The organism is Vreelandella arcis, assembly GCF_900103865.1.
Classification (GTDB): Bacteria; Pseudomonadota; Gammaproteobacteria; order Pseudomonadales; family Halomonadaceae; genus Vreelandella; species Vreelandella arcis.
The window spans coordinates 146951-172899 of sequence record NZ_FNII01000009.1 but is presented as its reverse complement, the minus strand read 5'-3'; the positions used below and the strand labels follow the sequence as shown (position 1 = coordinate 172899).

Sequence of the window (25949 nt, the reverse complement as noted above, 5' to 3'; positions counted from 1 at the left end):
GTGTTTACGCTAGCCAGAAACACAGCAATTGCGTAGACTCACGCCCTCCCGGACCGGATCCCGGAACGCCGTAGCGGCTTTATTCACGCTTCGATCAACAAATTCTCCGGCATAAGAGTCTTATCATGTCTACTTATCCAGCCCCGCATGGGGATACCGCTGTCGTCATTTACTCTGGCGGCATGGACTCGTTTACCCTTCTTCACCGAGCGCTCAATGAAGGTTATCACGTTCATGCACTGTCATTTCATTACGGTCAGCGCCACGCTCGCGAACTCGATACCGCTCGCCAGGTCTGCCAACATTTAGGCGTATCGCACCAGGTCGTCGATATCCGGGCGATCCATTCGCTGATCGATAATTCGGCGTTGACCAACACTGCCCATGAAATGCCCCACGGTGACTACGACGGCGACAACTTGGCCGCGACGGTCGTACCTAACCGCAATATGATATTGCTGTCATTGGCGATTGCCAACGCCGTTAATATTGGCGCCCACCGGGTGGACTACGGCGCCCATGGTGGTGATCACGTCCTCTACCCTGATTGCCGACCCGCCTTTGTCGACGCCATGGATCGCGTCGCGCAAATTGCGAACTTTTCGCCTATAGCGGTTCATGCGCCCTACCTGCATGCCAGCAAAGCCGACATTTTAAGAGACGGATTGGCAATGGGGCTCGACTACCGCCACACCTGGACCTGTTACGAAGGCGGTGACCTCGCCTGCGGTCGCTGCGGCAGTTGTCGTGAGCGGTTGGCAGCTTTTGCTGCCAATGGCGTTACCGACCCGCTTGAATATGCCCGAAGTCCGGAGACACCTTGATGTATCACGTAAAAGAAGCCTTCTACACACTTCAAGGAGAAGGGGCGCAAGCCGGCCGGGCCAGCGTATTTTGCCGCTTCAGCGGTTGTAATCTATGGAGTGGTCGCGAGCAGGATCGAGCGACGGCCAAGTGCACTTTCTGTGACACCGATTTTATTGGCACCGACGGTACCGGCGGCGGACGGTTTACGACGCCAGACGCCCTTGCCGATCACATTCTAGGCTTGTGGCCCTTGGAAGCTGACAACGCCACGCCATATGTTGTGTTTACCGGTGGTGAACCATTGTTGCAGCTTAACCCGGCATTGATCGCCCACCTGCATAGCCGGGGATTTGAAGTCGCGGTTGAAACCAACGGCACTCTTCCACCGCCCGCCGGTATTGACTGGCTGTGTGTCAGTCCCAAGGGCAAAAATCCGCTGGTCGTTAATCAGGGAGACGAATTAAAGCTGGTGTACCCTCAGGTTGAAGCGCCACCCGAGGCGTTTGCCCAACTGGATTTTCGTCATTTTTTCTTACAGCCGATGGATCTTTCCCCCGTGCAACAAGACGCCGACACAGTGGCACGGACAACCGCGTATTGCTTAGCCCACCCGCAATGGCGTTTATCACTACAAACACACAAAATCGCAGGCTTTGACTGATGGGGCTATTTGTTAATCAACTGACGCATATCGACGCTTCTCTCTGGTGCCCTAAAACTGGCTTGAAGGGCGTTAGCTGGCAAGTCGACGCCTTGCTGGAAGGTGAGCTTGGCGAGGATGGCATGTTGTTTGATTTTGGCGACGTAAAGCCATGGATCAAACGTACTTTGGATAACGGCCTTGATCACACGCTACTGCTGCCCGTCGATGCCCCTGGGGTCGACGTAAGCCCCTGCGAAGAAGGCTTGTGCGTGCGTACCACGTCACCCTACCCTATGGAGGTCAGAGGGCCGAAAGAAGCTTTCACGCTGCTCACTTCCACCACCGTTGAGCGCGCATCGGTCGCCAAGCTGTTAAGCGACACGCTTACTGAGCAGCGCCCAGCCAATGTCTCACGGGTGCAACTGACCTTAAGCGATGAAGCCATCGAAGGCGCCGCCTACGGGTATAGCCATGGCTTGAAGCGCCATACGGGCAACTGTCAGCGGATTGCCCACGGCCACCGTTCGCGGCTTTACATCTGGCAACGGGATTCGCGCCAGCACGTGCTGGAACAGCAGTGGGCGACATGGCTTGATAATCGGTACTTGGTAGAAGCAGGCGACATCACCGCCCATGACCAACAAACACTGACGTGCCGCTACCAGGCCGCGCAAGGCACATTCACGATCACGTTACCCAGTGAGCGCTGCGCCGTACTGCCAACGCCTACAACGGTCGAAAACATTGCACGCTGGCTAGCCGAACGGATTGCCACCCAAAGCCACGAAACCACGCGGATCCAAGCGTTCGAGGGTTTCAATAAAGGCGCGATAGCACAAGTGAACGTATGAGCGATACATGTCGAGCGGGCTGTGGGGCATGCTGTATTGCCCCGTCCATCAGCTCCCCCATCCCAGGGATGCCCCATGGCAAACCCGCGGGTGTGCGTTGCGCCCAGCTAGACGAACAGAATTTATGCCGTCTATTTGGTGATCCTCGTCGACCCTCTGTTTGCGAACAGTTTCAGTTCGACGCTGCCGTCTGTGGACGGCAGCGAGAAGAGGCACTGGTCACCTTGACCTGGCTTGAGGAACATACCTAAGCGCCTAGCTCTCGAGGCGCTCAGGATGGGTCAAACGGTGATCCAGCAGACTCACCCAGCGGGCTAACACCGGCGCGTCACTATGGCTGACGTCGCTCAATAAGCGGTGAAACGCATCGCGTGCTTGTTCATCTTCCGGCGCAATTCGGGTCAACCACAGCTCAAGCGCCGCCAGCTCTTGATGGCGGTTACCGTGTTCACGTGCCTGAGAAATGGCCATTTCGGCTAAAGCACGGACTTCGTTGGCAGGATGACCGAGCATAATCCGAACCCGAGCAAGCTGTGTGGCAAGTTCGGGTAAGAACAACGTGGTTCTTTCCTTCGCTATGACCAAACATTGGTCGAGGTAATCTTCCGCCGTGCTAAGTTCTCCCAGCGCAATACAGGCATCGGAGTACCACAGCACGGGGCGCTGGAAGCGGTCACGCCCGTTGAGCTCAGCCATTTGGTCGAGACTCTCGCTCATTTGGGTCAGCCCCCCGTGATCCCCCGCCAGGGCACGCTGCCAGCCAAGAATCCCTTGGGCTGTAATTTGCCAGAGCTGTAAGTCCGGCGTAGCGGTCATCGCCGCCGCCTTTTCAGCATGGCGGGCGGCTAAATGCACATGACCCAGTTGGCGGTAAAGCGAGGCAGCAAACAGCATCGCCATGGCAAGCGTGCCAGGGTGACCAAGTTTTTCTGCCAAACGTATCGCGGAGGAGACTTGACGTTCAGCTCGCTGATAATCACCGCGCAAACACAGCGCCCATCCCTGGAAGCACGCCGCCGTGACCTGGGGATGATCAGAGAAGGGCAACCACTCGATCATCATCGGCGAATTGAGTGGATCGATTTCATTGAGATGGTCGTGAGCCAGCTGAATACGCCCCGCCCAGTATTCACAGTGGGCACGGGCGTAGTCCGCCAGTCGCTGGTAGCGTGGGTCTTCTAGTCGCGCGGCGATATCCGCCAAGGTCGACGCCAGCGCAAACGCGTCGGCGTGAGCATAGCGCTGGCTGCGGCCGACCCATAAGCCCCACTTAACCAAGAAGATTTGTTCAAGGTCTTCAGCATCTTCCAGCGCATCGGCGCCCGAGTGACGCAACAGTTCGCGCGCGCGCACAAAGCTTTCATGGGCGGTGGGCGAGCCATGCCCTTCCAATGCGAAGGCGGCTTGCCCGCGCACCGTTAGCAAACTCACCTCGCGCTCCACCTCATGCTCAACATGACGAAAGCTGGCGAGTCCAAAATCTGCCATACGCAGTGCCGTACGATTAGCACTCACTTTTAACGCTTCTCGGGCGGCCAACTCGAAATAGCGAGCCCCTCGCGCATAGTGACCGCTGCGGCGTAGGTGGGTGGCAAAGTCACCTGGGTGACGGCTAATCCACATCGGGAATCGCTCTTCAATCAAACTCACCACCTGCTGGTGGAGCGTAACGCGTACATCGCGAGGGCAAGAAAGGTAGGCGGCCTCTTGGAGCAACTGGTGGCTAAACTGGAACTCAAGCTCACTCGAGCCATTATCCACCGGTTCAATGATTTCGAGCTGACGCATATGGTCAAGCCCCTGCTGCAAGCGCGTCGTTTCATAGCCACTGCATTCTTTCAGGAAATCCAGGCGGAAGCGCTTACCCAGCACGGCGGCAATATGGGCAATTTCACGATCGGCTTCAAGCTGATCGATGCGGCTGGCAAGCAGGCCCAGCAACCCTTTAGGCAGCTCCTCGAACTGCACGCTACGACCTTCGCGGCGATCCATATCCAGGCGACGACAAATCTCTTGCATGTATAGCGGAACGCCATCGCAACGCTCGATAATCTGGTTACGTAGCCGTGGGCTTAAGTGGATTCGATAACGGCGTGAGAGCTGAGACAGCAACCGCGATGACTGTAGCGTATCCAACCGCCCCAAACTAATTTGATGGTCCCAATGAAGCTTCACGGGCAAGGACTCGCGGCCGTGGTGACTCGCTACCAGCATGAAGGCGGTGTTGATTGGCAGCCGCGCCTGAAGGCCCGACAGCACTTTAAATGATGGCTCATCCAACCATTGTAAATCGTCCACCATCAGCACGAGCGTATGAGTGGCGGCCTGCCGTTCGATCAAGCGGTGTAGTAGCATTACCACGAGCTCGACCGCCTCGCCGTTTTGGGTTATCTGCGCGACCTCTTCCACGCTGCGCACACCGAGGGCTTCTTCGAGCAAACATTGCTGCTCGTCACTGAGCGAGTCAAAGGCCAAATCGGCTTGCAGTGTGTGAAGGGCGGCTACATCCGGAACGGCTTCCAGATACCACGCCAACAACGTACGCGCGACGCCATACGGCTCCAACACAGACAAACGGGTAGTCGGCTGCCAGCAGATAGCGGCGTCACGGCTTAGTTCAAGCTGACGAAAGCCGACCATCAAGGCCGACTTACCCATGCCAGAAGCCCCACGAACCAAGACACTCTGGCGTAGCCCAATACCGGCTCGCGCCAAGGCATCTCTCAGCGTTCTCAGCGACGTTTCACGGCCAACCAAACTGGGCGGTAGCGCATCACGCCCGCCTTCGTTCTGACCCAGCACCAGCGCCCGTTGACGTACACGACCATCGCTTGCCAAGACACGCGACACCAAGCGAGGCTGGAGATCCAATGCTGGCGGCATGTGCTGGCTCGATTCCTGGGAGATCACCAACTCGCTGCCTTCTGCCGCACTCATCAACTCAAGGGAAATTTGCGTCACTTGTCCCAAGGGGTCGGCTAATTGGCGCTCGGGTAAATAAACAACCCGACCACTATGCAGGCCCGCCGCTAGCTCAAACTGGGGTGGCTCACCTTCTCCCGTCCAGTGCTTGGCACATTCTTGCGGGAGGGTTTGACGACAATGCTCATAAAGCGCGACTAGCTCAGCCAATTGATGGGCGGGGCCGTGGGTACCGAAACACGCCAGACCGAGCCCCCCCGTGGCACCGGGCAGCCAAAAACCGCCCAGATGATGACATTGCTGCTCCAGCCAGCGTAGCAGCTCAAGCTGGAGGGCCAGGCAATCACGGGTCGCTGCACGATCCTGCCAGTCACCCTGGAGCCGTAAGCGAATCGCCATTACGGATAACTGGCGCAGTTCGATTTCGTCTTCTCGCAGCGGCTTGCTATCCGTCGCCAGTGCCCGGGAGAACGCCCCTTGCGGCGACATCGTACGAGTTTCATGGTGCCCATCGGACCAGTAACTGGCCAACTGTAAAAAACTTGGCTCAGGCTGCTGCCCTGACAAAGCCAGTAGCTGTAAATAGCTGTTGTATTGCTCGTGGGCGGCTGCCATCTGCTTTTGTTCGGCAAGCTGTTTGACCAGCCGCTCATGGAAAGGCCCATAACCAGAAAAGCGGCTGACCAGGGTTTCCAGGAGGCTGTCGGGCACTTCCTGATGATTATCGAGCACATGTTCGGCAAATCGAATAACGCGCTGGCGCCATTCATTGCGTGCCTGCACCAACCAGCGCTGAAACTCGCTACAGTTAGCTAATTGCAACTCTTCAATCAGATCACCCTGATAACAGGTTAAAACCGCATTTAGGGTGGTCAGGTCTCGAGGCCCCTCCAGTAGCGTTTGCAGCTCATGAAGATCTACCTGCCAACTGCTAGGAAGTTGAAAGGCGATCGTCTGACGCGACACATTGAGCACCTGCTCTGCGTCTTCGCCTAACGATTGACGTAAGCAATGTAGCGCGTGACGCAAATTGGTGCGACCCGAGGAAAGTCCTTGATCCGGCCATAATAACTCCGCCAACGCTGCACGATTAATCGGTTGCCGATGCAATAGCAAGTAGACGAGCAACGCTTTCACTTTGTCGTAGCTAAAGTGCGTCAGTACGTCATCGCCTTGGGACAAGGCGAAATGGCCGAACAAGGTTAATTGGTCACACTTATGAGCATCGCGCATGATACACATCCTGTCTGGACGAACGGCGATTTACGCTGGCACGCCGCTATGAAAACGGAAAGCCGAATCCGGCGAAGTGATTAACTCGGCTTCACAAGCCACAAAGAACGCGATTCGCTCGTCTATCAATTGATCCGTCTGTTGACGAGCCAGCAGCAGATAATCTTCGAAATGACGACCTTCAGACTTAACGAGGGTGCGATAAAACCTGGCCAGCTCTTCATCAAGATAAGGAATGAGGCGCGCAAAACGTTCACAGCTTCGCGCCTCAATGAGCGCACCAATGATCAGTATATCAATTAAGCGCTCGGGATCCTGAGGACGAAGATGCCGACGCAACCCTTCAGCATAACGCGAGGCGGTCAAATGCCGGTACGCCACGCCACGGCGTTCCATTAGGTTGACCACCTGCTCAAAATGAAGCAGTTCTTCACGGGCCAACTGCGACATCTTGCTCAATAGGAGTGGCTGATCCACATAACGATATAGCAAACTCATCGCGGTGGAAGCCGCTTTTTTCTCGCACTGAGCATGATCAATTAGCAAGATCTCAGGGTTTTCCAGAGCCCACGTCAACCACGCATTGGGCGTCGGGCACGCTAGAAAATCATGCAAGCACTCTGGCAGCAGGTCGTCTGCGTCGAGCGAATGACTGGGCTTGGTATCGGGGATTACTTGTATCGACATAACACCGTCACTAAGTGGCTATCACATTATTGTACAACATAACGACGCATTAGGTAACGCGCACGTTGCTCGCGTTTTCCTCAGCCACACAACGCAACGTCATCAAACTTCTTATTCTATTAGTACCGCTGCGTTACGAGAATCACACTTTATGCAACCCCTGTCGATAGTTTGTGGTTTTCAGCGAGCAAAGTATCTCAGAACGTTTGATCCAAGGGCATTTCTACACCTCGACAAGTCCGCATCATCACAAAGTACAACGCCTTAGCCACGGACTCACCTTAACATTGTCGACAGTTTCACGTAGAATTATGACCAACCAACCAGCGCTGTTTGTCAAGCGTATATCAGTGTCCGGTAGCCTAAGGCGTATTAATGCCAAAGTGTCGCCGCCACCATAAAAGCAGATGAGAGAGGGCCCCAACGTGCTTGAAGCTTACCGCCAACATGTCGAGGAACGTGCCGCAGAGGGCGTCCCAGCCAAGCCCCTAAACGCCGAGCAGGCAGCCGCTTTGATTGAGCTGCTAAAAGCACCGCCGGCCGGTGAAGAGGAGTTTATTCTCGACCTAATTACCAACCGCGTCCCTCCCGGTGTTGACGAAGCGGCTTATGTAAAAGCAGGTTTTTTAACCGCCATCGCCAAAGGCGAAGCAACGTCCCCCCTCATTGATAAAGTACACGCGGTCAAGCTGCTAGGCACGATGCAGGGTGGCTACAATATCGTGTCGCTGGTTGAGCTACTCGATGATGAAGAGCTGGCACGCGAAGTCGGTGAGCAGTTAAAGCACACATTGCTGATGTTCGATGCATTCCACGACGTTGAGCAACGTGCCAAAGCGGGCAACAGCGTTGCTAAAGACGTCATCCAGTCTTGGGCCGACGCCGAGTGGTTCCTTTCCAAACCTGCCTTAGAAGAAAAGATCACGCTGGCGGTTTTCAAGGTGCCGGGCGAAACCAACACCGACGACCTCTCCCCCGCGCCTGATGCATGGTCGCGCCCTGATATTCCGCTGCATGCCAATGCCATGCTAAAAAACGAGCGCGAAGGAATTGAGCCCGTTACCCCAGGCACCACTGGTCCGCTTAAACAAATCGACGAGGTGAAAGCGAAAGGCTTCCCGGTCGCTTATGTGGGTGATGTTGTCGGCACAGGCTCTTCACGTAAGTCAGCGACCAACTCCGTGCTGTGGTTCTTCGGCGACGATATGCCTTATGTGCCCAACAAGCGCGCTGGCGGTTTCTGTTTTGGCAGCAAAATTGCCCCTATCTTCTTTAACACTATGGAAGATTCTGGTGCGCTGCCGGTAGAGATGGATGTCGACAAGCTTGCCATGGGCGATGTCATTGACGTTTACCCTTATGAGGGCAAGGTTTGTAAGCACGGAACCGACGACGTACTCACGACCTTCGAGCTTAAAACACAGCTGATTCTCGACGAAGTCCGCGCTGGCGGCCGCATTCCGTTGATCATTGGCCGTGGTTTAACCGGCAAAGCCCGCGAATCATTGGGTCTTGCACCGTCAGATGTTTTCCGTCTGCCCGAGCAACCCAACGACACCGGCAAAGGCTTCACCCTGGCGCAGAAAATGGTGGGCAAAGCCTGCGGCATGGACGGCGTTCGCCCAGGTATGTATTGCGAGCCTAAAATGACCACGGTCGGCTCTCAGGATACGACAGGCCCCATGACCCGTGACGAGTTGAAAGACTTGGCATGCCTAGGCTTCCAGGCTGACTTGGTAATGCAGTCCTTCTGCCATACCGCCGCCTACCCAAAACCGGTCGACGTGGATACTCACCATACCCTGCCCGACTTTATTATGAACCGTGGTGGTGTTTCGCTGCGCCCGGGTGACGGCATCATTCACAGTTGGCTGAACCGTATGCTGCTGCCGGATACGGTCGGCACCGGTGGTGACTCCCACACCCGCTTCCCGCTGGGCATCTCCTTCCCAGCAGGCTCGGGCTTGGTCGCCTTCGCCGCCGCCACCGGCGTTATGCCGCTAGATATGCCCGAATCGATACTCGTGCGCTTTAAGGGCAAGCGCCAGCCGGGCGTTACACTGCGCGATTTGGTTCACGCCATTCCGCTGTATGCCATCAAGCAAGGCCTGCTGACCGTTGAAAAATCCGGCAAGAAAAACGCTTTCTCGGGCCGTGTCCTGGAAATAGAAGGCCTTGAAGATCTCACCGTCGAGCAAGCCTTTGAACTATCCGACGCCTCCGCCGAGCGCTCGGCAGCCGGGTGCACCATTACGCTGTCCGACGATAGTGTGACCGAGTACTTGAAGTCCAACATCACCCTGCTCAAGTGGATGATGGCCAACGGCTACGGTGACGAGCGTACCATCAGCCGCCGCATTGAAGGCATGGAAGCGTGGCTGGCCGACCCGAAACTGATGCGTGCCGACCAAGATGCCGAGTACGCCGAAGTGATCGAGATCGACCTCGATGAAATCAAAGAGCCGGTACTCTGCGCCCCCAACGATCCCGATGATGCCCGTTTGCTCTCTGATGTAGCGGGCGAAAAAATCGACGAAGTCTTCATCGGTTCGTGCATGACCAATATTGGCCACTTCCGCGCCGCGGGCAAACTGCTTGAGAAACAACCGGCAGGCAGCCTTAAAACCCGCCTTTGGTTAGCGCCGCCGACCAAAATGGATCAGCACCAGCTCACCGAAGAGGGTTATTACGGAATTTATGGTCGTGCCGGAGCGCGCATGGAAATGCCGGGTTGCTCGCTATGCATGGGTAACCAAGCACGCGTAGCCGCCAAAAGCACCGTGGTTTCTACCTCAACGCGGAACTTCCCCAACCGTTTGGGCGACGGTGCTAACGTGTACCTCGCGTCAGCAGAATTAGCGGCGGTTGCCGCTGTGGAAGGACGCCTGCCCACGGTAGATGTATATCGCCGCTACATGAGCGAGTTTGACGCCATGGCCAGCGAGATATATCGTTACATGAACTTTCACGAAATTGAGGAGTATCAAAAGATCGCCTCAAACGTGATTCCGGTAGCTCAAGAGGCATAAGCTTCATCGCTACCGCTCCATCGCCGATGCTCGCACCATCGCAAAAGAGGCAAGTGCTCTTTTGAGTCGATGAACGAACGCCCCGCCACTGTTTTACAGGGCGGGGCGTTTTTTTTGGTTAGGCTGGTTTCTTCCAGGAGTCCACTATGACGACGATTATCACCCCCGATATCTGCGATGCTTTTCCAAGCGTCCGAGTACTCGAGCCCATCTTCGCCAACTATGGCGGTGTCGATGCATTTTACGGCCCTATTCGCACGGTCAAATGCTTTGAAGATAATTCCCTGGTTAAGCAAGCCGTCGCGGAGCCCGGCAATGGCGCGGTGCTGGTGGTGGACGCCGGGGGCTCACCCCGCTGCGCGATGCTTGGCGACATGCTCGCCGAGCAAGCGGTTGAAAATGGCTGGGCTGGGGTCGTCATGTACGGCTGCGTGCGCGATGTGGATATCCTCGCCACCCTGTCTCTCGGCGTACAGGCACTAGGCAGTCACCCGCGAAAAAGTGACAAACGTGGCGAAGGGCAGCGCGACGTGGCCGTATCGTTTGCCAGTGTGACCCTAACGCCAAACGATTGGCTATACGCCGATAATAACGGCATTCTGATTGCCGACCATGCGCTGCCGCTTGACCAGACCTAGCGCGCCTTACTTGCCACGGGTGGCGCTTGCTGCCACCCTGATGCTTCATCTCATTACCTTTTTGTGACCATGCAGCCGTTGACTCAGCTTGGCTATGCGCTGGCCCGTACATTACGCGACCATTTGCGCCCACTGATTGCGTTTCATCTATTTTTTACCCTCTTAGCGTCAGCGCTATTACTCCCCACCACCGCCTGGTTAATGCAGGCGTTACTCGCACAATTGCATCGCAGTGTCGTAACCAATAATGAACTCGTAACACTGCTGTTTAGCCCCGCGGGGCTATTGGGTATGTTGGTGGGCATTGGGCTGTTTTTTGTGGTGATTTATTGGCAGCAGGCGGGCATGCTTCAGGTGGCTATACGCCCCCGCGATAATCACTACCGCCTAGCGTTTGAAGCGCTTTGGCTCAGTATACGACGTTTACCTGCGCTAAGTGGCTTGGTGGTATTACAAGTAGGTAGCCACCTGATACTGCTTACCCCTTTCATGGTGGCGTTAGCTTGGCTCCATGGCGTATGGATAAGCGGTATCGATCCTTATTACTTACAGCGCGTTAAGCCACCCGCATTGTGGTATTTCATCGCCTGCGCGACCCCTTTGCTGCTCTTATGGATGGCATTGGCCGCCAAGCTTTATTTACGCTGGCTGCTGGCCCTTCCACTCGTAGCGTTGGATCAATACTCGCCCTGGCAGGCGCTTCGACGCAGTGTAGTATTAACACGAGGCTGGCATCGCTCTATTGGCGTGGCTGTTATATTAGTCCTTGCGCTGATCATTATGCTGCCGCTCGCCACCACGCTGCTATTCGACCGACTGTTCACCCCGCTTTTATGGTGGCTACCCGAGCATACTGCCGTCCTAGTGCCCGCCATGCTGGGCTACTTAACGGGCTATGTGCTGATCACGCTGGCGATTACGTTTATCGGCATTGCCGTGAATGCGCTCTTGTCAGCCTGCCTCTACCTTCAACTCGCACATCATGAAGCGCGCCCCGCGCCGCCGCCTGCCGCAGCCCATCCGGGTCGCCTAGCATGGGCAGTAGAGCTTGGCGTGTTAGCCTTCGCGGCACTTCAGGCTTGGTGGATACTGACAAGTTTCGAGATTCGTGACGACGTTGCGATCATCGCCCATCGCGGTAGCTCCATGGCGGCCCCAGAGAACACCTTAGCGGCGTTGGATCAAGCCATCGTGGATGGTTCTGACGCTATCGAAATTGACGTTCGTCTGACGGCCGACAATGACGTCATGCTCTATCACGACCGTAACATGGCTCGTCTAACTGGCGATCAACAGGAATTCGGAGACTTAACGCGAGAGGAGCTAGAACGTTATGACGTAGGCAGTTGGTTTGGAGACCTATATGAAGGGGAGCCGATTCCTGGGCTCGACGATGCGCTTGCATTGGTACGTGGTCGCGCCGATCTAATGATCGAAATTAAACCGTTGCCCGGCCAGGGACAAGCACTCAGCAATGCCGTGATACGAGAGCTTGAGCACGAAACGGATGCGCGTTATCGCTGTTGGGCATCCGCCGATAACCCTATAGAAGCCTATTTGCAGTGTGGCTACCCTAACGCCATGCAAAGCATGCGGATTGCCACCATGTCACCCGGGCTGCTGCCCTTTATCAAACAAAGGGCACCGGAATTAAACGTTACCCTTATTGCCCAGCTTATTTTACCTGGAACCTTGGATCGCAGTGCGTTTGACGCACTGGGGTTGCGCCATAATCGCATTACGTCCCAGGAAATGCGACTAGCGGCACTCTATGGCTATGAGGTTCACGCCTGGACAGTGAACAGCCGAGAACGGATGTCCACGTTGATCGATTTAGGGGTGGACGCGATTATTACCGATTACCCCAAGCAGTTGGTGGCGCTAAGAAATGACCGCCGTGCACTAAGCGACGGCGCATTAATGTTAGTAAAACTGCGTAATTGGCTGCGGCGCTAACTTAATCGCCCATCACCACACCTTCCCGGCGCGGGTCGGCGCCGCCAAACAACGAACCATCCTCCAGGCGCATAATGGCTTGCAGGCCGCTGGTTAGCTCACGCTCACTGACGTTGTGCCCTCGCTCGCGCAAATCATCGAGGGCGGCGTCTGGAAAACGCCCTTCTTCCAACCACACCTCATCGCCGAGCGTAACCGCGTGGGGAAGGTTCAAGGCCGTTTGTGCGTTCATGCCCCAATCGCGAAGCGCCATCAGCGTGCGTGCGGTGTAATGAATAATCGCCGCGCCACCCGGAGAGCCGAGGCTGCCTACCAGCTCACCACTTTCTTGATCGAAAATCAGCGTGGGGCTCATACTTGAACGTGGTCGCTTGCCGGGTTCCACGCGATTGGCTACGGGGTCACCGTTCTGCTCGGGTTCAAAGGCAAAATCCGTCAGTTGGTTATTAAGCAAAAAGCCACCGGGGAGATCTGTGCCGCCATCAACCATGATGCGCGAGCCAAACGCCTGCTCGATGGACGTGGTCATCGCAACCGAATGTCCTTCGGCATCCACAATGCTGATATGGCTGGTACCGTATTCTGGCTGCGTTGGCTGCGCCACCCAACTGGTTTCAATAGCACCAGGTTCACCATGCTCCACATCGCTTCCCAGGCTCTGTTTGCCAATCAATGCGCTGCGTTTGGCGAGATAAGAAGGGGCTAACATCGTCGTCCAGTCACCCCCGGGAGCCTCGACATAATCAGGATCCGCAATATAGTAATTGCGGTCAGCGAAGGCTAACCTCGACGCTTCTAAAAACTGGTGCAACCAACCGCTACTGGTGACGCCGTCATCCAATGGGGCTTCGAGCAGGGGCTGTTGATCGAGCATGCCCAAAATCTGCATGATTGTAAGATGGCCGGATGAAGGTGGGGGGAAACCACACACCTCCCACTGCTGCCAAGGGGTACAGATTGGCTCACGGGCAATGGCTTCGTAGGTTTCAAGGTCATCAAGCGCCAGCTCACCTGGGCGCTCAGGATGCTGGCGAACGCTGTTGACTATGTCTTGGGCAATATCGCCCTGATAAAACGCGCGACTCCCCTCTTCGGCGATACGTTTTAAAACCGCCGCCAACGCTGGGTTTTTAAGGGTCTCTCCCACCTCGACAGGCTGGCCTTCTGCGTCGTAATAAAAGGCGCGTGCTAGCGGGTTATCGCGCAACGCCTGATCATTGGCCAGGCTCGAGTGTAGCCGCTGGCTTACTTCAAACCCGTCTTCGGCCAGGGTAATCGCCGGGCGAAACAACGCTTCCCAGGGCAAGCGACCGTGGGCCATGTGCGCCTTCTCCAAAAGCCTAACGGTGCCAGGCACACCAACGGAGCGGCCACTGGCCACGGCTTCCATAAACTCTAGCGGCTCGCCATCTTCCAGGAACAACTCAGCATCAACAGCCTTGGGTGCGGTCTCGCGCCCGTCATAGGCTCGCACGTCGCTACCATCGAAATACAGCAAAAACGCGCCGCCGCCGAGACCACTCGATTGCGGCTCAACTAAGCCGAGCACCATCTGAACCGCAATGGCCGCGTCAATCGCGTTACCGCCCGCTTTCAGGACTTGGTAGCCCGCATCGGCGGCAAGGGGGTTGGCGGCGGCCACCGCAAAATCGTCGGCCGACCAGCCAGGCTTTTCTTCATAGCCGGAATTAACTTCCGGTGAGATGGAGGGCGTTTGGTAGTCGAAGCCCCAAACGTAAAAAGGCACCACCAACAGGCTGGGTAGTAACCAGGTAACTTTTTTCGAGGGCATCACGACCTACTCCGCAAATTCCGTTCAGACCAACCGCGTGAGGTCGCTAGCCTATAAAAACCGAGCGCCCAGCACAATGGGCCAGGCGCTCAATCACTCGTCAGCTAGTGCTTATTCCGCGACTGTTTCGCCTGCCAGCATAAGCCAGGTTTCAAGCACCGCATCCGGATTAAGCGATACCGAATCGATACCCTGCTCCATCAGCCACTTCGCCAAGTCGGGATGATCCGATGGCCCCTGACCGCATATACCTACGTACTTGCCCTGATCCTTGCAGGCTTTAATGGCCATCGAGAGGAGTTTCTTGACCGCCTCGTTACGCTCGTCAAACAAATGCGCCACAATGCCCGAATCACGATCCAGCCCCAGGGTTAACTGAGTCAGGTCATTGGAACCGATGGAGAAACCATCGAAGTGCTCAAGAAACTCGTCGGCGAGTAGTGCGTTGGCGGGCAGCTCGCACATCATGATGACCTTCAGGCCATTGTCACCACGCTTGAGCCCGTTTGCTCCTAGAAGTTCAACCACTTCGCGAGCTTCCTCAGTGGTACGCACAAAGGGCACCATAATCTCGATGTTATCGAGCCCCATTTCTTCACGCACACGTTTCAGCGCCCGGCACTCCAGTTCAAAACAAGGACGGAATGCCTCTGAGACATAGCGCGAGGCCCCCCGGAACCCAAGCATGGGGTTCTCTTCGCCGGGCTCGTAAAGCTTGCCGCCAATCAGGTTTTCGTACTCGTTGGACTTGAAGTCGGAAAGCCGCACGATAACGCGCTGAGGGTAATAGGCAGCCGCCAGCGTCGAAATCCCCTCGACGAGTTTATCGACGTAAAAGCTGACCGGATCCGCATAGCCAGCGGTGCGCATATCGATCACCTGCTGCAGGTCGGTCGGCAAGGTGTCGTACTCCAACAAAGCCTTGGGGTGGACACCAATCATGCGGTTGATGATGAACTCCAAGCGCGCAAGCCCTACCCCGGCATGGGGAAGGCTGGCAAACCCGAAGGCACGGTCGGGATTGCCCACGTTCATCATAATTTTGAAAGGGATCTCCGGCATGGTGTCGACGTTGGTGACTTTGCAGTCAAAGGCCAGTAGCCCTTCATAGACATGTCCGGTATCGCCTTCAGCACAGGAGACGGTAACGTCGCTGCCTTCGTATAAACGCGTGGTGGCATCAGCACAGCCCACCACCGCCGGGATACCCAGCTCACGCGCAATGATGGCCGCATGGCAGGTTCGACCGCCACGGTTGGTAACAATCGCCGAGGCGCGCTTCATGATCGGCTCCCAGTCGGGATCGGTCATGTCCGTCACCAGCACATCGCCGTCATGAATCTTGTCCATGTCGTCAGGGCTCATGACAATTTTGGCGGTACCACGACCAATACGCTGTCCGATGGCGCGACCCGTGACCAAGGTGCGGCCTTTCTCGCGCAGTTGAAAACGCTCTAACTTGCCGCCTTCCTGCTGAGATACAACGGTTTCTGGCCGCGCCTGCACAATGTAAAGCTCACCATCGTCGCCATCCAACGCCCATTCAATATCCATAGGGCGTTGGTAATGCTGCTCAATCGTCACGGCTTGGCGTGCCAGTGCCATCACCTGCTGATCGTTAATGCAGAAACGGCCGCGATCTTGCAGCGGCACGTCGATGGTCTCAACCGACTTGCCGGCGCTGGCATCTTCGCCATAGATCATTTTAATCAGTTTTGATCCCAGGTTACGCCGCAACACGGCCGGGCGCCCCGCCGCCAAGGTGGATTTATGCACATAGAATTCATCCGGGTTAACGGCGCCTTGCACCACGGTTTCGCCCAACCCCCAGGAAGCGGTCACAAACACGACGTCGCGGAAGCCTGATTCGGTATCCAGCGTGAACATCACCCCGGAGGCACCGGTTTCCGAACGCACCATTTTTTGCACGCCGGCGGATAGCGCGACATTCTCATGAGCGTAGCCCCGATGAACACGGTAAGAGATCGCTCGATCGTTAAACAGAGACGCGAATACTTCGTGTACAGCCCGCTTAATGTTGTCGAACCCTTCGATATTCAAAAAGGTTTCCTGCTGGCCTGCGAAGGAGGCATCGGGCAAATCTTCGGCAGTGGCCGAACTGCGAACCGCCACCTTTAATGCGGGGTGGCGCTGCTGAAGCGCTTCATAGGCAGTGCGTAGTTCGCTTTCAAACGCCGGGGGTAACGGCGTATCGATCACCCACTGGCGAATCATTTTTCCAGCCTCGGCAAGCGCCTTGACATCGTCAACGTCCAGCCGTGCGAGCGTCTTATTGATACGCTCATTGAGACCTTCATGAGCAAGAAATTCGCGGTAGGCATGGGCTGTGGTAGCAAACCCGCCGGGCACCGTTACCCCGGCCCCGGATAAGTTTGAGATCATTTCGCCAAGCGAGGCGTTTTTACCACCCACACGTTCGACGTCGGCCATGCCCAGTTGATCGAACCATAGAATGTAATCGTTCACGCAACCCCCTCGCTTAATAGGCCAGCGATTGTGTCAACCGCTGAAGATGATTGCGCTCACCCTAGCACCGCCCCACTGTATTCGCCATTGGTCTAATAGCGAAGAGAGTGGAGGATTTTTACAACAGACGGCATTTTTTGAGGTTTGCTGTAGTCGCGGTTTAAGCGCAGTTGTGCCGAACGCCATCGCAGCACACAATAAGCGCAACGTTACGGGGAGCGAATACCATGCAGCGCACGGCTTTTTTTATTTCGGATGGGACAGGCATTACCGCTGAGAGCTTAGGTCGAAGCCTTCTGGCTCAGTTCAGCGATGTCGATATCAACATGCAAACCAAGCCCTATATCGACAGCCTGGAGAAAGCCCAAAACCTGGCCGCCATCATCGATGCCACCGCAGTACGCGATGGCCAACGGCCGATTATTATCGACACTATTGTCGATCAGCAAATCCGCGACGTGATTCGTCAGGCGTCGGGCTTTAAGGTGGATATTTTCTCAACCTTTTTAGAGCCGCTAGAGCAAGAATTGGCGACTCACTCTTCCTACAGCGTAGGGCGCACGCATTCGATTGGCAGCGACGACGTCTACATGGATCGCATTCACTCCGTGCATTTTGCGCTGGATAATGACGACGGTGCGCGCACCCATCAATATGACAAAGCCGATGTCATTCTGGTAGGGGTTTCACGCTGCGGCAAAACGCCCACCTCGCTTTATCTAGCCCTGCAATTTGGTATTCGGGCTGCCAATTATCCGCTGACGGAAGACGATTTGGATGAGGACGGCATGCTTAAACTGCCCAAAGCCCTTGCGCCTCACCGACACAAGTTATTTGGACTGACGATCGACGCGCGGCGCCTGGCTGCGATCCGCAATGAACGTCGGCCCAACAGTCGCTATAGTTCAATGGACCAATGCATGCAGGAAATTGAGCAGGCGGAAGCGCTATATCGGCGTCTGCATGTGCCGTATATCGACGCCACGCGCTTCTCGGTTGAAGAGATATCAACGCGTATGATTGCCGAGACAGGCTTGGCACGGCGTTTTTCACCTCGTTAATCTCTTCCGCGTAGAAACCTTACATGCCCTTGGGTGCAAAAATGCCGGGGGCATTGCGCCAGTAACCTTTGTAGTCCATTCCAAAGCCAAACACATAGCGGTCAGCCACTTCCAACCCACAATAATCGGCGGCTAGACCTGGAACGGCTTTGCGATCGTGTCGCTTGTCGACTAGCACAGCGGTGGTAACACTCGCCGCTTGAGCCTGTTTACAATAATTCAAAATCGCGGCCAACGTCGTCCCTTCATCGAGTATGTCATCGACGATAACCACGTGCCGACCGGCCATAGGGATCTCCGGCGACACTCGCCAGAAAAGTTCACCGCCGCGAAGCTCATTGCGATAGCGCGTGGCATGCAGATAATCAACTTCCAGCGGGAACCCCAACCGGGTGAGTAGATGACCTGTGGTGATCAGCCCCCCATTCATGACGCAGTAAAAGACCGGCAACTTGTCACCTAGATCCTCGCTGATCTGCTCGGCCATGCGATCCAACGCCTGCTCGACCTGCTGCTGTGAAATCAAGCAATCGGCGTTCTCCATGAGCTCGCGCATTGAGTCGAGTGACGCGAGCGCCTCTTTATCTAGCTTTGCCATTAACTAACTCCAAACTAACTGTTAAATGCGGTGCTTAATCACTGGAGGGCACGCCGGCCATGGCCTCAAGTCGGGCATGTGTGCGCCGCCAGCGATTCAGCGCAGGCAACGCCTCTAAATCAGGCCGGGCGCGCTTGTAGCGTAACTTTCCCGGGCGTACAGAGCGTTGTTCGGGGTTAGCAGCAACCACCTCAAGGGCCGCCTCACGATCGTTGCATACCAATAGCATGTCGCAACCTGCCGCCAAAGCGGCGGCCGCACGCTCGCGCGGCCCTCCGGCTTCATGGGCGCCCGCCATGCTCAAATCATCCGAGAAAATGCAGCCTTTAAAGCCTAGCGACTGACGCAGCATGCCCAACCAGCTAGGTGAAAATCCCGCCGGACGACGGTCAAAGCCAGAGTAAACAATATGCGCCGGCATCACGCCATCAAGCTGCTTAGCCAAAGCGCTAAACGGCACAAGATCATGTTGTTTCAAGGATTCAAAGGGACGATCATCAATCGGCAGTGCAAGATGCGAGTCTGCCGCGACGCCGCCATGGCCGGGGAAATGCTTGCCGATTGCCGCCATACCGGCTTCATGCAACCCGGCGACAAACGCACCCCCCAACTCGCTTACTTGGGTTGGCTCAGCTCCAAAACTACGATCGCCAATCACGCTGGACTGCCCGCTGTCGATATCGAGCACCGGTGCAAAGCTGATATCCAAACCGCAGGCTGCCATCTCCATTCCCAATAGCCAGCCCGCATCCTGGGCAAGCGCTAAACTCGCCCTGCGATCCTGCTGATAGTAGTGGCCCAAGCGCGCCATGGGTGGCAAACGGGTTAATCCCTGCTTGATCCGTTGGACACGCCCGCCCTCTTGATCGACGGCCAGCAGTATATCCGGGCGTTGCTTACGCACCTCACCACACAGCCGGCGTACTTGGTGGGCATCGTCAACGTTACGGGCAAAGAGAATCACGCCACCGACCGCTTGTTCTTTCAGCAACAGCCGTTCTTTAGGGGTCAACGTCGTCCCTTCCAGGTCCAGCATGACCGAGCCCAATGGATGTGTCATAAGGGGGTATCCAAAAAAAGGCGCTAATTCTAGTCGAACATTAGCGGGAGTCCAACGATCAACGGCTGTCGTGAAGCCAGACAGGCGTTTCCGGTAGCGCATGTTCAAATAGCCACAAAAGGTCTGCGTTGCGCAGCCTTACGCAGCCATGCGAGGCAGGCTCTCCCATGGGCTGGTCGGGTGGCGTGCCGTGCAGGTAAATATAGCGGCGTTGTGAATCCACCTGCCCGCCTCGGTTGACCCCAGGCTCCAGGCCACACAGCCATAAAATACGTGTCAGAATCCAATCTCGCTCGGGAAACGCTGCAGCCAATTCAGCATTAAAGACTTCACCTGTCCAGCGACGGCCTTTGAACACTGCATTTTCAGGGGCGTTACGGCCAATAGCAGCGCGGATATAATGCCACCCCACAGGGGTTTGCCCGCTGCCCTGTTGATTTCCCGCGCCTGCACGCCCGGTAGAAATCTCGCAAGCATAGAGACAATCATCGTCTTTCCAAGCACGCAATTGCTGCGCCTGAATATCAATTTCCAGCCACAGCGCGTGTTGCGGTGGCATGTTAGCCAGTTGCGGTGTCTTCACGGAGCTCCATATCCAACTCAACGGGTAGCGGTGCATTCATGGCCGCCACCACGACCGGCCGGAGTCGACGAATTAAGTCTCGCACTGAAACCTGTTGGCGATAATCCTTTTCGGCAATATCGCGAAGCGCATCCAGGCCTGAGAGCGTAAAAATGACGGTGCCGAGCATAAAGTGTAGCCGCCAAAAACGCTCGGCGTCCGGCAAATCCGGGGTTGCGCGGCGCACCAGATCGGTAAAACGGCTAAACACATCGCCGTATTCCTGCTGAATATAACGCCGCAAATGCCCCTGGGCCTGGCTATACGCCAGCCCCAACAAGCGCATAAAGACCTTAAGGCTATTGCGCTCAGCTGGCACCTCCAGCACCGTCGTCGCCATGGTTTCAAGCAGCACTTCAAGCGGAATATCGCGACCGGAATAACGCGCTTCCAGATCGTCCAGGGCACTATGAAACCGTTGTGAGAACGGATCTAGGTAACGCGCAAAAACCGCCTGGATGAGGGCTTTTTTGGAACCAAAATGATAATTCACCGCTGCCAGGTTAACACGCGCCTTACTGGTGATATTACGCAGGGACGTCTCGGCAAATCCGCGCTCAGCAAAAAGCACTTCCGCCGTGTCCAGAATGCGCGTCACCGTATCCGATTGAGCCATGCTGCTCTCCATAAAAACGGATGTTTTAAACAATTTAGGATACTACGTTATCGATGACGGCCTCTCAACGTTTACCTAGCGATAATCGGTGCTCGCAATAGTGGCCTGCCACCCCTTATCCATCAAGGCGTTACCTAACCATCGTCAAGGATATACTGGACAGGGAAACATACTGTATACTTAACCACATACTGATAGGTAAACAGAAACGCTGTCTTGCCCACTTATTCACTTTGGAGGCTGATATGTCACGGCCGTTAACTGTTCGTCAGCAGAATGTGTTCGACTTTATTGTCAAAACCATGGCTGAGCTTGGCTATCCGCCCACACGGGCCGAAATTGCCAAGGCATTAGGATTTCGCTCGCCCAATGCCGCGGAAGAACATTTGCGGGCACTTGAACGCAAAGGGGTTATTCGCATTATCCGCAATACGTCACGGGGTATTCGCTTACCCAACCAAGAACCCCAAGATGCACTCGACCCGCAACCGCCCTCAACGACGGATCATGCTACCGGCCTGCCGATTATTGGCGAAGTAGCGGCGGGCAGCCCTATTCTCGCAGCCGAGCATATTGATCGCTATTGCCCGCTGCCCGCTGATTACTTCACTCCCAGAGCAGATTACCTGTTGCGCGTGCGCGGACTCTCTATGCAAAACGTCGGCATTCTTGAAGGTGATCTACTCGCGGTTCACCGTACCGATCGCATTCGCGATGGCCAAATTGTGGTTGCCCGACTGGAAGATGAAGTCACGGTAAAGCGTTTTAAACGCCAGGGCCATCTCGTCACGCTGGTGGCAGAAAACCCTGACTTTTCCCCTATTGAGATCGACTTACGTACCCAGCCGTTAGAAATAGAAGGGGTTGGCGTCGGCGTCATCCGCGGTGGCAACGGCCAGGCCCTTGGCTAATAACGGCAAAGGGCATGGCGCTTAGCTAAATACGATAGTTTTATTACCATGCACCAGCACGCGGTCTTCCAAGTGCCAGCGCAGACCGCGTGCCAAAACGGCTTTTTCAACATCGCGGCCAAAACGCACTAGATCCTTCGGCGTATGACAGTGACTTACCCGATGGATGTCCTGCTCAATGATAGGCCCGGCATCCAGCTCTTGCGTGACGTAGTGACAGGTCGCGCCGATCAGCTTCACGCCACGCTGGTAGGCTTGGTGGTAAGGTTTAGCCCCGGCAAACGACGGCAGAAAGCTGTGGTGGATATTAATCACCCGCCCTGCATACCGCTGGCATAACGCCGGCGGTAAAATTTGCATGTAGCGCGCCAGCACAACGCAATCGGCTCGCGCATGGTCGATATGTGCCTGCACTTGCTCAAAGGCCGCTGGCTTATCATTGGGGTCGACCGGCACATGGTGGTAAGGAATCCCGTACCACTCGGTTAACGAACGCATGTCGTCATGGTTAGAGATCACCCCCACAATGTCGCAATCGAGTTCACCAACCTGCCAACGGTAGAGCAAGTCGACCAAACAATGCGATTCTCGCGAAACCATAAGCACCACCCGACGCTGCTTTTGGGTATCGACTAACGCCCATTGCATAGCGAATTGCTCAGCCACTGATTCAAACGCCTCACGAAACGCCTCTGCCGACAACCCCAGCGAATCCGCTAAGATTTCGTAGCGCATAAAGAAACGCCCGGTTTCCAGGTCAGAATGCTGGCTAGCCTCGGTAATCGACCCGCCTTGCTGGGCGATAAAGCTGGACACATGCGCCACAATGCCTACCTGATCCGGGCAGGACACCACTAAACGATAAAAATGCGACATCATTATTACTCTCAACGGGTTGGCCACGCGGCGAAGATCACGGCCGTTTATCGGTATTAAACAAACGTCTAGTGTACCCAATGCGGCGCCTGCAAGCACAGCCCATAACGTCGATGATTGTTAGCCGCCCGCCCCATCCCGTATAGTTAACGCATTACTTTTTAGGCTTTCTTACTCTGATGCATCCACCGCGCGTCCATATTCGTCCTCGTCGTCGCCCACCTCTGCGCCTCTTACCCTTAGGGGGGTGCGGAGAGATCGGCATGAATCTGACGCTATACGGGTACGATGAACACTGGATCGCGGTGGACTGCGGCATGATGATCCGCCAGGATTTACCCAACGCGCCGCTCCAAGTACCCAACCTGGAGACGCCGAAGGCACTGGGCATCACCCCTGAAGCGGTGTATATCACTCACGGCCATGAGGATCATATTGGCGCGCTGGCATGGCTCTGGCCTCACTGGCAATGCCCTATTTATGCCACACCGTTAGCCGCGGGATTGCTGCGCCTAAAATTTGCCGAACACCAACTCAGTAGCGCCGCCATTCATGTCATTGAGCCCGGCGAAGCGCTGGAAAGCGGCCCGTTCACCGTGCGCTACCTCTCGGTTCCCCATTCGATTCCCGAAAGCTGCTCGCTGATCCTAATGGCCGGTCACTACCGTGTTCTGCACAGCGGGGATTGGAAGCTCGACGACGAACCTTTGATCGGCGCGCCCATCAATCAAGCGCAGTTTAAGGCGCTTGCGCCGGTAGACTTAGTGGTAGGCGATTCTACCAATGCGCCCATACCCGGGCATTCGGGCAGCGAAGGCGACGTGGCCCGCGCCCTGGCCGACACGCTGGCCAGCTGTGAAGGGCGGGTCATCGTGTCTTGCTTTGCCAGTAATTTAGCCCGTGTGCTAGCCATTGGCCGCGCCGCGGAACAATGCGGGCGCCGCGTTAGCCTTATGGGGCGCTCAATGGAGCGTATGGTGAGCGTGGCACGCGGGCTTGGTTATTTGGACGACTTTCCCACCCTCGTGCCCGCTCACGACCTAGGTTACCTACCACCCGATGAAGTTGTCGTGATTGCCACCGGCAGCCAAGGCGAGCCGCGGGCGGCTTTGCAACGCCTCGCCCAGGGCCGCCACCCCCACGTTGACTTACAGCCCGGCGACAACGTGATTTTTTCGGCAAAGGCGATACCCGGCAACGAGCGCCCTATTGAGCAGCTTAAAAAACGCTTACAGCAGCTCGGCGTGCAGCTCTTCGATGAATTTAATCATCCTGAACTGCATGCAACCGGACACCCTGCCCAAGAAGAGATGACCCGCTTTTATCAGTGGCTAGCGCCTAAACACCTGCTTCCGGTCCACGGGGAAAGCCTTCATCAAGCGGCTCACCAGAAGCTGGCTGCCGCACTGAGCATTGAAGCGCCGTTAGCACCGGTCAATGGCGACATGATTCGTTTTGATCAACAAGGGTTGCAATACGAACGGCACTACCCACAGCCACCCTGTATTGTCAGCCAGAACAGCGTTGTCCCTCATCCTGGGCTGGAAAGCGATAGCAACACCTACCCGCGCCGCGGGAGCCTCTATTTAGCGTTACCGGTTACCGCTACGGCTACCGGCTGGGCGCGCATCGGACGCCTCATGCTGGACAATACAAGCGCCAACGCACTGGACGAAGACAGCTTCAGTGAATGGCTGGATGATCAGCTTGCCGAGCTGCATGCCGATACGCTAGCGGATCTGCGCCTTGGCCTCCAGCCACGGTTAATCGCTTGGCTGGCCGAGCGGCTTCAGCATTTACCTGAGGTTCACCTGCAAATTATGGCCAGCGAGTTGCCAATCCCAATGGCTGACGACTAAAGCCAACGCCAGCTCTGCCAATTGCCACTCTAAGCGCTTACCAACGGGCGGCATCTTCAATATCCGAGCGACGTTCTTTGACCCAATAATCGCCATGGCGGCCATGTTCTTTCTTCCAGAACGGCGCTTGGGTTTTTAACCAGTCCATAATGAAATCGCAGGCTTCAAACGCTTCTCGCCGATGGGCGCTCGCTACCAGGACTCTTACAATGGCATCACCGGGGCGCATATGGCCGACGCGATGAATAATCGTGACAGCGTTAAGCGCCCAGCGTTGCCCGGCCTGTTCGGCAATGCGCTGCAGGGTAGCCTCGGTCATCCCCGGATAATGCTCCAGGGTTAACCCGGTAACGTCGGGCGTTTCGTTAAAATCACGCACGAGCCCAGTAAAGCTGACAACCCCGCCAATATCGGTACGGCCCGCAATACTTGCCTCGTAGCCAAAGGCCATATCGAAAGGCTCTGCTTGAACTCGGATGGTAATGTCCATCTTAGCCCCCTGTGACCGGCGGGAAAAAAGCCACTTCGTCGTCATTCGTTATCAGCGCTTCATCGTTGGCCATTACTTGGTTGATGGCACAGAGCGTGCGCTGATCCCGTAATAGCTGAAAGCGTTCGTCCTGAGCGGCCAAGGCTGCTTTCAGCCCCGCGATATCGCGGCTTTGCAGTTCATCAAAGGTGACCACCCGCTCGTTTTCGCCTAGTTGCTCGCGCAGTTCGGCCAGGAACTTGACCAGTACGCAGGGCGATTGACAGCGACCGCCCAGGCTTACTTCGCCCGCAGCACCCTGGCCGGTCACAATCGGCGCCGCTACTTCAGGCGTTGGCTCGCGCTGATACTCTCCCCGCTGGCCGCCGCGTTTGCTATCCAATTGAACCGCGTCAATGCGCATGGTTTTATCAACCGCTTTGCACATGTCGTAAAGCGTTAAACAGGCCACCGAGACCGCCGTTAGCGCTTCCATTTCGACACCAGTGCGGCCATTCAGGCGGCAGCTCGCGGTCACATGTACACAGCTCTCGGCGGGATCCACATCAAATTCAATCGCCACTTTAGACAACGCCAGCGAATGGCAAAGCGGAATCAACTCATGAGTCCGTTTGGCCGCTTGAATTCCCGCGATACGCGCGGTTGCCAGCACATCACCTTTGGGTAAAGAACCTTCACTAAGCTGCGCCAGGGTCTCGGGCTGCATCACAATCCGCCCAGAAGCCACCGCTTCCCGGCGCGTTTCTTGTTTATCGGCAACATCCACCATACGGGCTTCGCCGCGGCTGTTGAGATGAGTTAACTGCATGGT

The 25949-nt window shown here is 56.0% G+C and carries 21 protein-coding genes; 10 read left to right on the top strand and 11 right to left on the bottom strand.

Annotated elements, in window-relative coordinates; all coding sequences use genetic code 11:
* Positions 1-125 precede the first annotated feature (125 nt).
* Genes queC through BLR97_RS12655 form a run of 4 tightly spaced genes read left to right on the top strand, consistent with a single transcriptional unit; the run spans position 126 to position 2552 of the window.
* Entirely contained in the window at positions 126-824 is a 699-nt protein-coding gene (gene queC / locus BLR97_RS12670; protein WP_089706896.1) for a 7-cyano-7-deazaguanine synthase QueC, read from the top strand.
* Complete coding sequence (gene queE, locus BLR97_RS12665) at positions 824-1468, top strand: 7-carboxy-7-deazaguanine synthase (RefSeq protein ID WP_089706895.1); 645 nt, start codon at positions 824-826, stop codon at positions 1466-1468. The genes queC and queE overlap by 1 nt, the downstream gene beginning before the upstream one ends.
* Positions 1468-2301, top strand: coding sequence for a 6-pyruvoyl trahydropterin synthase family protein (locus BLR97_RS12660; protein WP_089706894.1), 834 nt, complete (start codon positions 1468-1470; stop codon positions 2299-2301). Before queE ends, BLR97_RS12660 begins: the two co-directional genes overlap by 1 nt.
* Entirely contained in the window at positions 2298-2552 is a 255-nt protein-coding gene (locus BLR97_RS12655; RefSeq protein WP_089706893.1) for a YkgJ family cysteine cluster protein, read from the top strand. Before BLR97_RS12660 ends, BLR97_RS12655 begins: the two co-directional genes overlap by 4 nt.
* A 4-nt stretch (positions 2553-2556) precedes the next feature.
* On the opposite strand, the gene BLR97_RS12650 is transcribed toward BLR97_RS12655, so the two are convergent.
* On the bottom strand, positions 2557-6456 hold the full coding sequence (locus BLR97_RS12650; protein ID WP_089706892.1) for an ATP-binding protein: 3900 nt from the start codon (positions 6454-6456) through the stop codon (positions 2557-2559).
* Between the two features lie 30 nt (positions 6457-6486).
* Entirely contained in the window at positions 6487-7143 is a 657-nt protein-coding gene (locus tag BLR97_RS12645; RefSeq protein WP_089706891.1) for a MiaE family protein, read from the bottom strand.
* Between the two features lie 425 nt (positions 7144-7568).
* Here BLR97_RS12645 and acnB point away from each other — a divergent pair, with 425 nt between their 5' ends.
* The 3 genes from acnB (at position 7569) to BLR97_RS12630 (ending at position 12766) form a co-directional block, all read left to right on the top strand.
* A complete protein-coding gene (gene acnB, locus BLR97_RS12640; RefSeq protein WP_089706890.1) occupies positions 7569-10172 on the top strand; it encodes a bifunctional aconitate hydratase 2/2-methylisocitrate dehydratase in 2604 nt (867 codons plus the stop codon).
* Between the two features lie 146 nt (positions 10173-10318).
* Positions 10319-10810 (top strand): ribonuclease E activity regulator RraA, encoded by a 492-nt coding sequence (gene rraA, locus BLR97_RS12635; protein ID WP_089706889.1) that lies wholly within the window; start codon positions 10319-10321, stop codon positions 10808-10810.
* 69 nt (positions 10811-10879) lie between these two features.
* Entirely contained in the window at positions 10880-12766 is a 1887-nt protein-coding gene (locus BLR97_RS12630; RefSeq protein WP_089706888.1) for a glycerophosphodiester phosphodiesterase family protein, read from the top strand.
* 1 nt (position 12767) lies between these two features.
* Here BLR97_RS12630 and ggt read toward each other — a convergent pair whose 3' ends face one another.
* Entirely contained in the window at positions 12768-14558 is a 1791-nt protein-coding gene (gene ggt / locus BLR97_RS12625) for a gamma-glutamyltransferase (RefSeq protein ID WP_089706887.1), read from the bottom strand.
* A 111-nt stretch (positions 14559-14669) separates the two neighbouring features.
* Entirely contained in the window at positions 14670-17045 is a 2376-nt protein-coding gene (ppsA, locus tag BLR97_RS12620; protein ID WP_089706886.1) for a phosphoenolpyruvate synthase, read from the bottom strand.
* A 227-nt stretch (positions 17046-17272) separates the two neighbouring features.
* Between ppsA and ppsR the strand changes: the two genes are divergently transcribed.
* On the top strand, positions 17273-18106 hold the full coding sequence (gene ppsR, locus BLR97_RS12615; RefSeq protein WP_089706885.1) for a posphoenolpyruvate synthetase regulatory kinase/phosphorylase PpsR: 834 nt from the start codon (positions 17273-17275) through the stop codon (positions 18104-18106).
* Between the two features lie 19 nt (positions 18107-18125).
* Here ppsR and BLR97_RS12610 read toward each other — a convergent pair whose 3' ends face one another.
* The 4 genes from BLR97_RS12610 to BLR97_RS12595 are packed head-to-tail and all read right to left on the bottom strand — an operon-like array spanning position 18126 to position 21002.
* Positions 18126-18704, bottom strand: coding sequence for a hypoxanthine-guanine phosphoribosyltransferase (locus BLR97_RS12610; protein ID WP_089706884.1), 579 nt, complete (start codon positions 18702-18704; stop codon positions 18126-18128).
* A gap of 34 nt (positions 18705-18738) precedes the next feature.
* Complete coding sequence (gene nagZ / locus BLR97_RS12605; protein ID WP_089706883.1) at positions 18739-19764, bottom strand: beta-N-acetylhexosaminidase; 1026 nt, start codon at positions 19762-19764, stop codon at positions 18739-18741.
* A 58-nt stretch (positions 19765-19822) separates the two neighbouring features.
* Positions 19823-20347, bottom strand: coding sequence for a L,D-transpeptidase (locus BLR97_RS12600; protein WP_244511303.1), 525 nt, complete (start codon positions 20345-20347; stop codon positions 19823-19825).
* Positions 20325-21002 carry a TetR/AcrR family transcriptional regulator gene (locus BLR97_RS12595; protein WP_089706882.1) on the bottom strand — a complete coding sequence of 226 codons (678 nt, stop codon included), beginning with the start codon at positions 21000-21002 and terminating at the stop codon, positions 20325-20327. The genes BLR97_RS12600 and BLR97_RS12595 overlap by 23 nt, the downstream gene beginning before the upstream one ends.
* Positions 21003-21247: 245 nt before the next feature.
* On the opposite strand from BLR97_RS12595, the gene lexA reads away from it, so the two are divergent.
* Entirely contained in the window at positions 21248-21913 is a 666-nt protein-coding gene (gene lexA / locus BLR97_RS12590) for a transcriptional repressor LexA (protein ID WP_089706881.1), read from the top strand.
* Between the two features lie 21 nt (positions 21914-21934).
* Here lexA and purU read toward each other — a convergent pair whose 3' ends face one another.
* Positions 21935-22789, bottom strand: a complete 855-nt coding sequence (gene purU / locus BLR97_RS12585; protein WP_089706920.1) for a formyltetrahydrofolate deformylase — start codon at positions 22787-22789, stop codon at positions 21935-21937.
* A gap of 263 nt (positions 22790-23052) precedes the next feature.
* Between purU and BLR97_RS12580 the strand changes: the two genes are divergently transcribed.
* Positions 23053-24648, top strand: coding sequence for a ribonuclease J (locus BLR97_RS12580; protein WP_089706880.1), 1596 nt, complete (start codon positions 23053-23055; stop codon positions 24646-24648).
* Between the two features lie 37 nt (positions 24649-24685).
* Here BLR97_RS12580 and moaE read toward each other — a convergent pair whose 3' ends face one another.
* Positions 24686-25138: a molybdopterin synthase catalytic subunit MoaE gene (moaE, locus tag BLR97_RS12575; protein ID WP_089706879.1), complete on the bottom strand. Its 453-nt coding sequence runs from the start codon at positions 25136-25138 to the stop codon at positions 24686-24688.
* 1 nt (position 25139) lies between these two features.
* Positions 25140-25946 (bottom strand): cyclic pyranopterin monophosphate synthase MoaC, encoded by an 807-nt coding sequence (gene moaC, locus BLR97_RS12570; RefSeq protein WP_089706878.1) that lies wholly within the window; start codon positions 25944-25946, stop codon positions 25140-25142.
* Positions 25947-25949: the final 3 nt, after the last annotated feature.

What these genes read in the sequence shown, in the direction of transcription:
- queC (WP_089706896.1), top strand. Translation starts at nt 126, where the DNA reads ATGTCTACTTATCCAGCCCCGCATGGGGATACCGCTGTCGTCATTTAC.
- queE (WP_089706895.1), top strand. Translation starts at nt 824, where the DNA reads ATGTATCACGTAAAAGAAGCCTTCTACACACTTCAAGGAGAAGGGGCG.
- BLR97_RS12660 (WP_089706894.1), top strand. Translation starts at nt 1,468, where the DNA reads ATGGGGCTATTTGTTAATCAACTGACGCATATCGACGCTTCTCTCTGG.
- BLR97_RS12655 (WP_089706893.1), top strand. Translation starts at nt 2,298, where the DNA reads ATGAGCGATACATGTCGAGCGGGCTGTGGGGCATGCTGTATTGCCCCG.
- BLR97_RS12650 (WP_089706892.1), bottom strand. Translation starts at nt 6,456, where the DNA reads ATGCGCGATGCTCATAAGTGTGACCAATTAACCTTGTTCGGCCATTTC.
- BLR97_RS12645 (WP_089706891.1), bottom strand. Translation starts at nt 7,143, where the DNA reads ATGTCGATACAAGTAATCCCCGATACCAAGCCCAGTCATTCGCTCGAC.
- rraA (WP_089706889.1), top strand. Translation starts at nt 10,319, where the DNA reads ATGACGACGATTATCACCCCCGATATCTGCGATGCTTTTCCAAGCGTC.
- BLR97_RS12630 (WP_089706888.1), top strand. Translation starts at nt 10,880, where the DNA reads ATGCAGCCGTTGACTCAGCTTGGCTATGCGCTGGCCCGTACATTACGC.
- ggt (WP_089706887.1), bottom strand. Translation starts at nt 14,558, where the DNA reads ATGCCCTCGAAAAAAGTTACCTGGTTACTACCCAGCCTGTTGGTGGTG.
- ppsR (WP_089706885.1), top strand. Translation starts at nt 17,273, where the DNA reads ATGCAGCGCACGGCTTTTTTTATTTCGGATGGGACAGGCATTACCGCT.
- BLR97_RS12610 (WP_089706884.1), bottom strand. Translation starts at nt 18,704, where the DNA reads ATGGCAAAGCTAGATAAAGAGGCGCTCGCGTCACTCGACTCAATGCGC.
- nagZ (WP_089706883.1), bottom strand. Translation starts at nt 19,764, where the DNA reads ATGACACATCCATTGGGCTCGGTCATGCTGGACCTGGAAGGGACGACG.
- BLR97_RS12595 (WP_089706882.1), bottom strand. Translation starts at nt 21,002, where the DNA reads ATGGCTCAATCGGATACGGTGACGCGCATTCTGGACACGGCGGAAGTG.
- lexA (WP_089706881.1), top strand. Translation starts at nt 21,248, where the DNA reads ATGTCACGGCCGTTAACTGTTCGTCAGCAGAATGTGTTCGACTTTATT.
- purU (WP_089706920.1), bottom strand. Translation starts at nt 22,789, where the DNA reads ATGTCGCATTTTTATCGTTTAGTGGTGTCCTGCCCGGATCAGGTAGGC.
- BLR97_RS12580 (WP_089706880.1), top strand. Translation starts at nt 23,053, where the DNA reads ATGAATCTGACGCTATACGGGTACGATGAACACTGGATCGCGGTGGAC.
- moaE (WP_089706879.1), bottom strand. Translation starts at nt 25,138, where the DNA reads ATGGACATTACCATCCGAGTTCAAGCAGAGCCTTTCGATATGGCCTTT.
- moaC (WP_089706878.1), bottom strand. Translation starts at nt 25,946, where the DNA reads ATGCAGTTAACTCATCTCAACAGCCGCGGCGAAGCCCGTATGGTGGAT.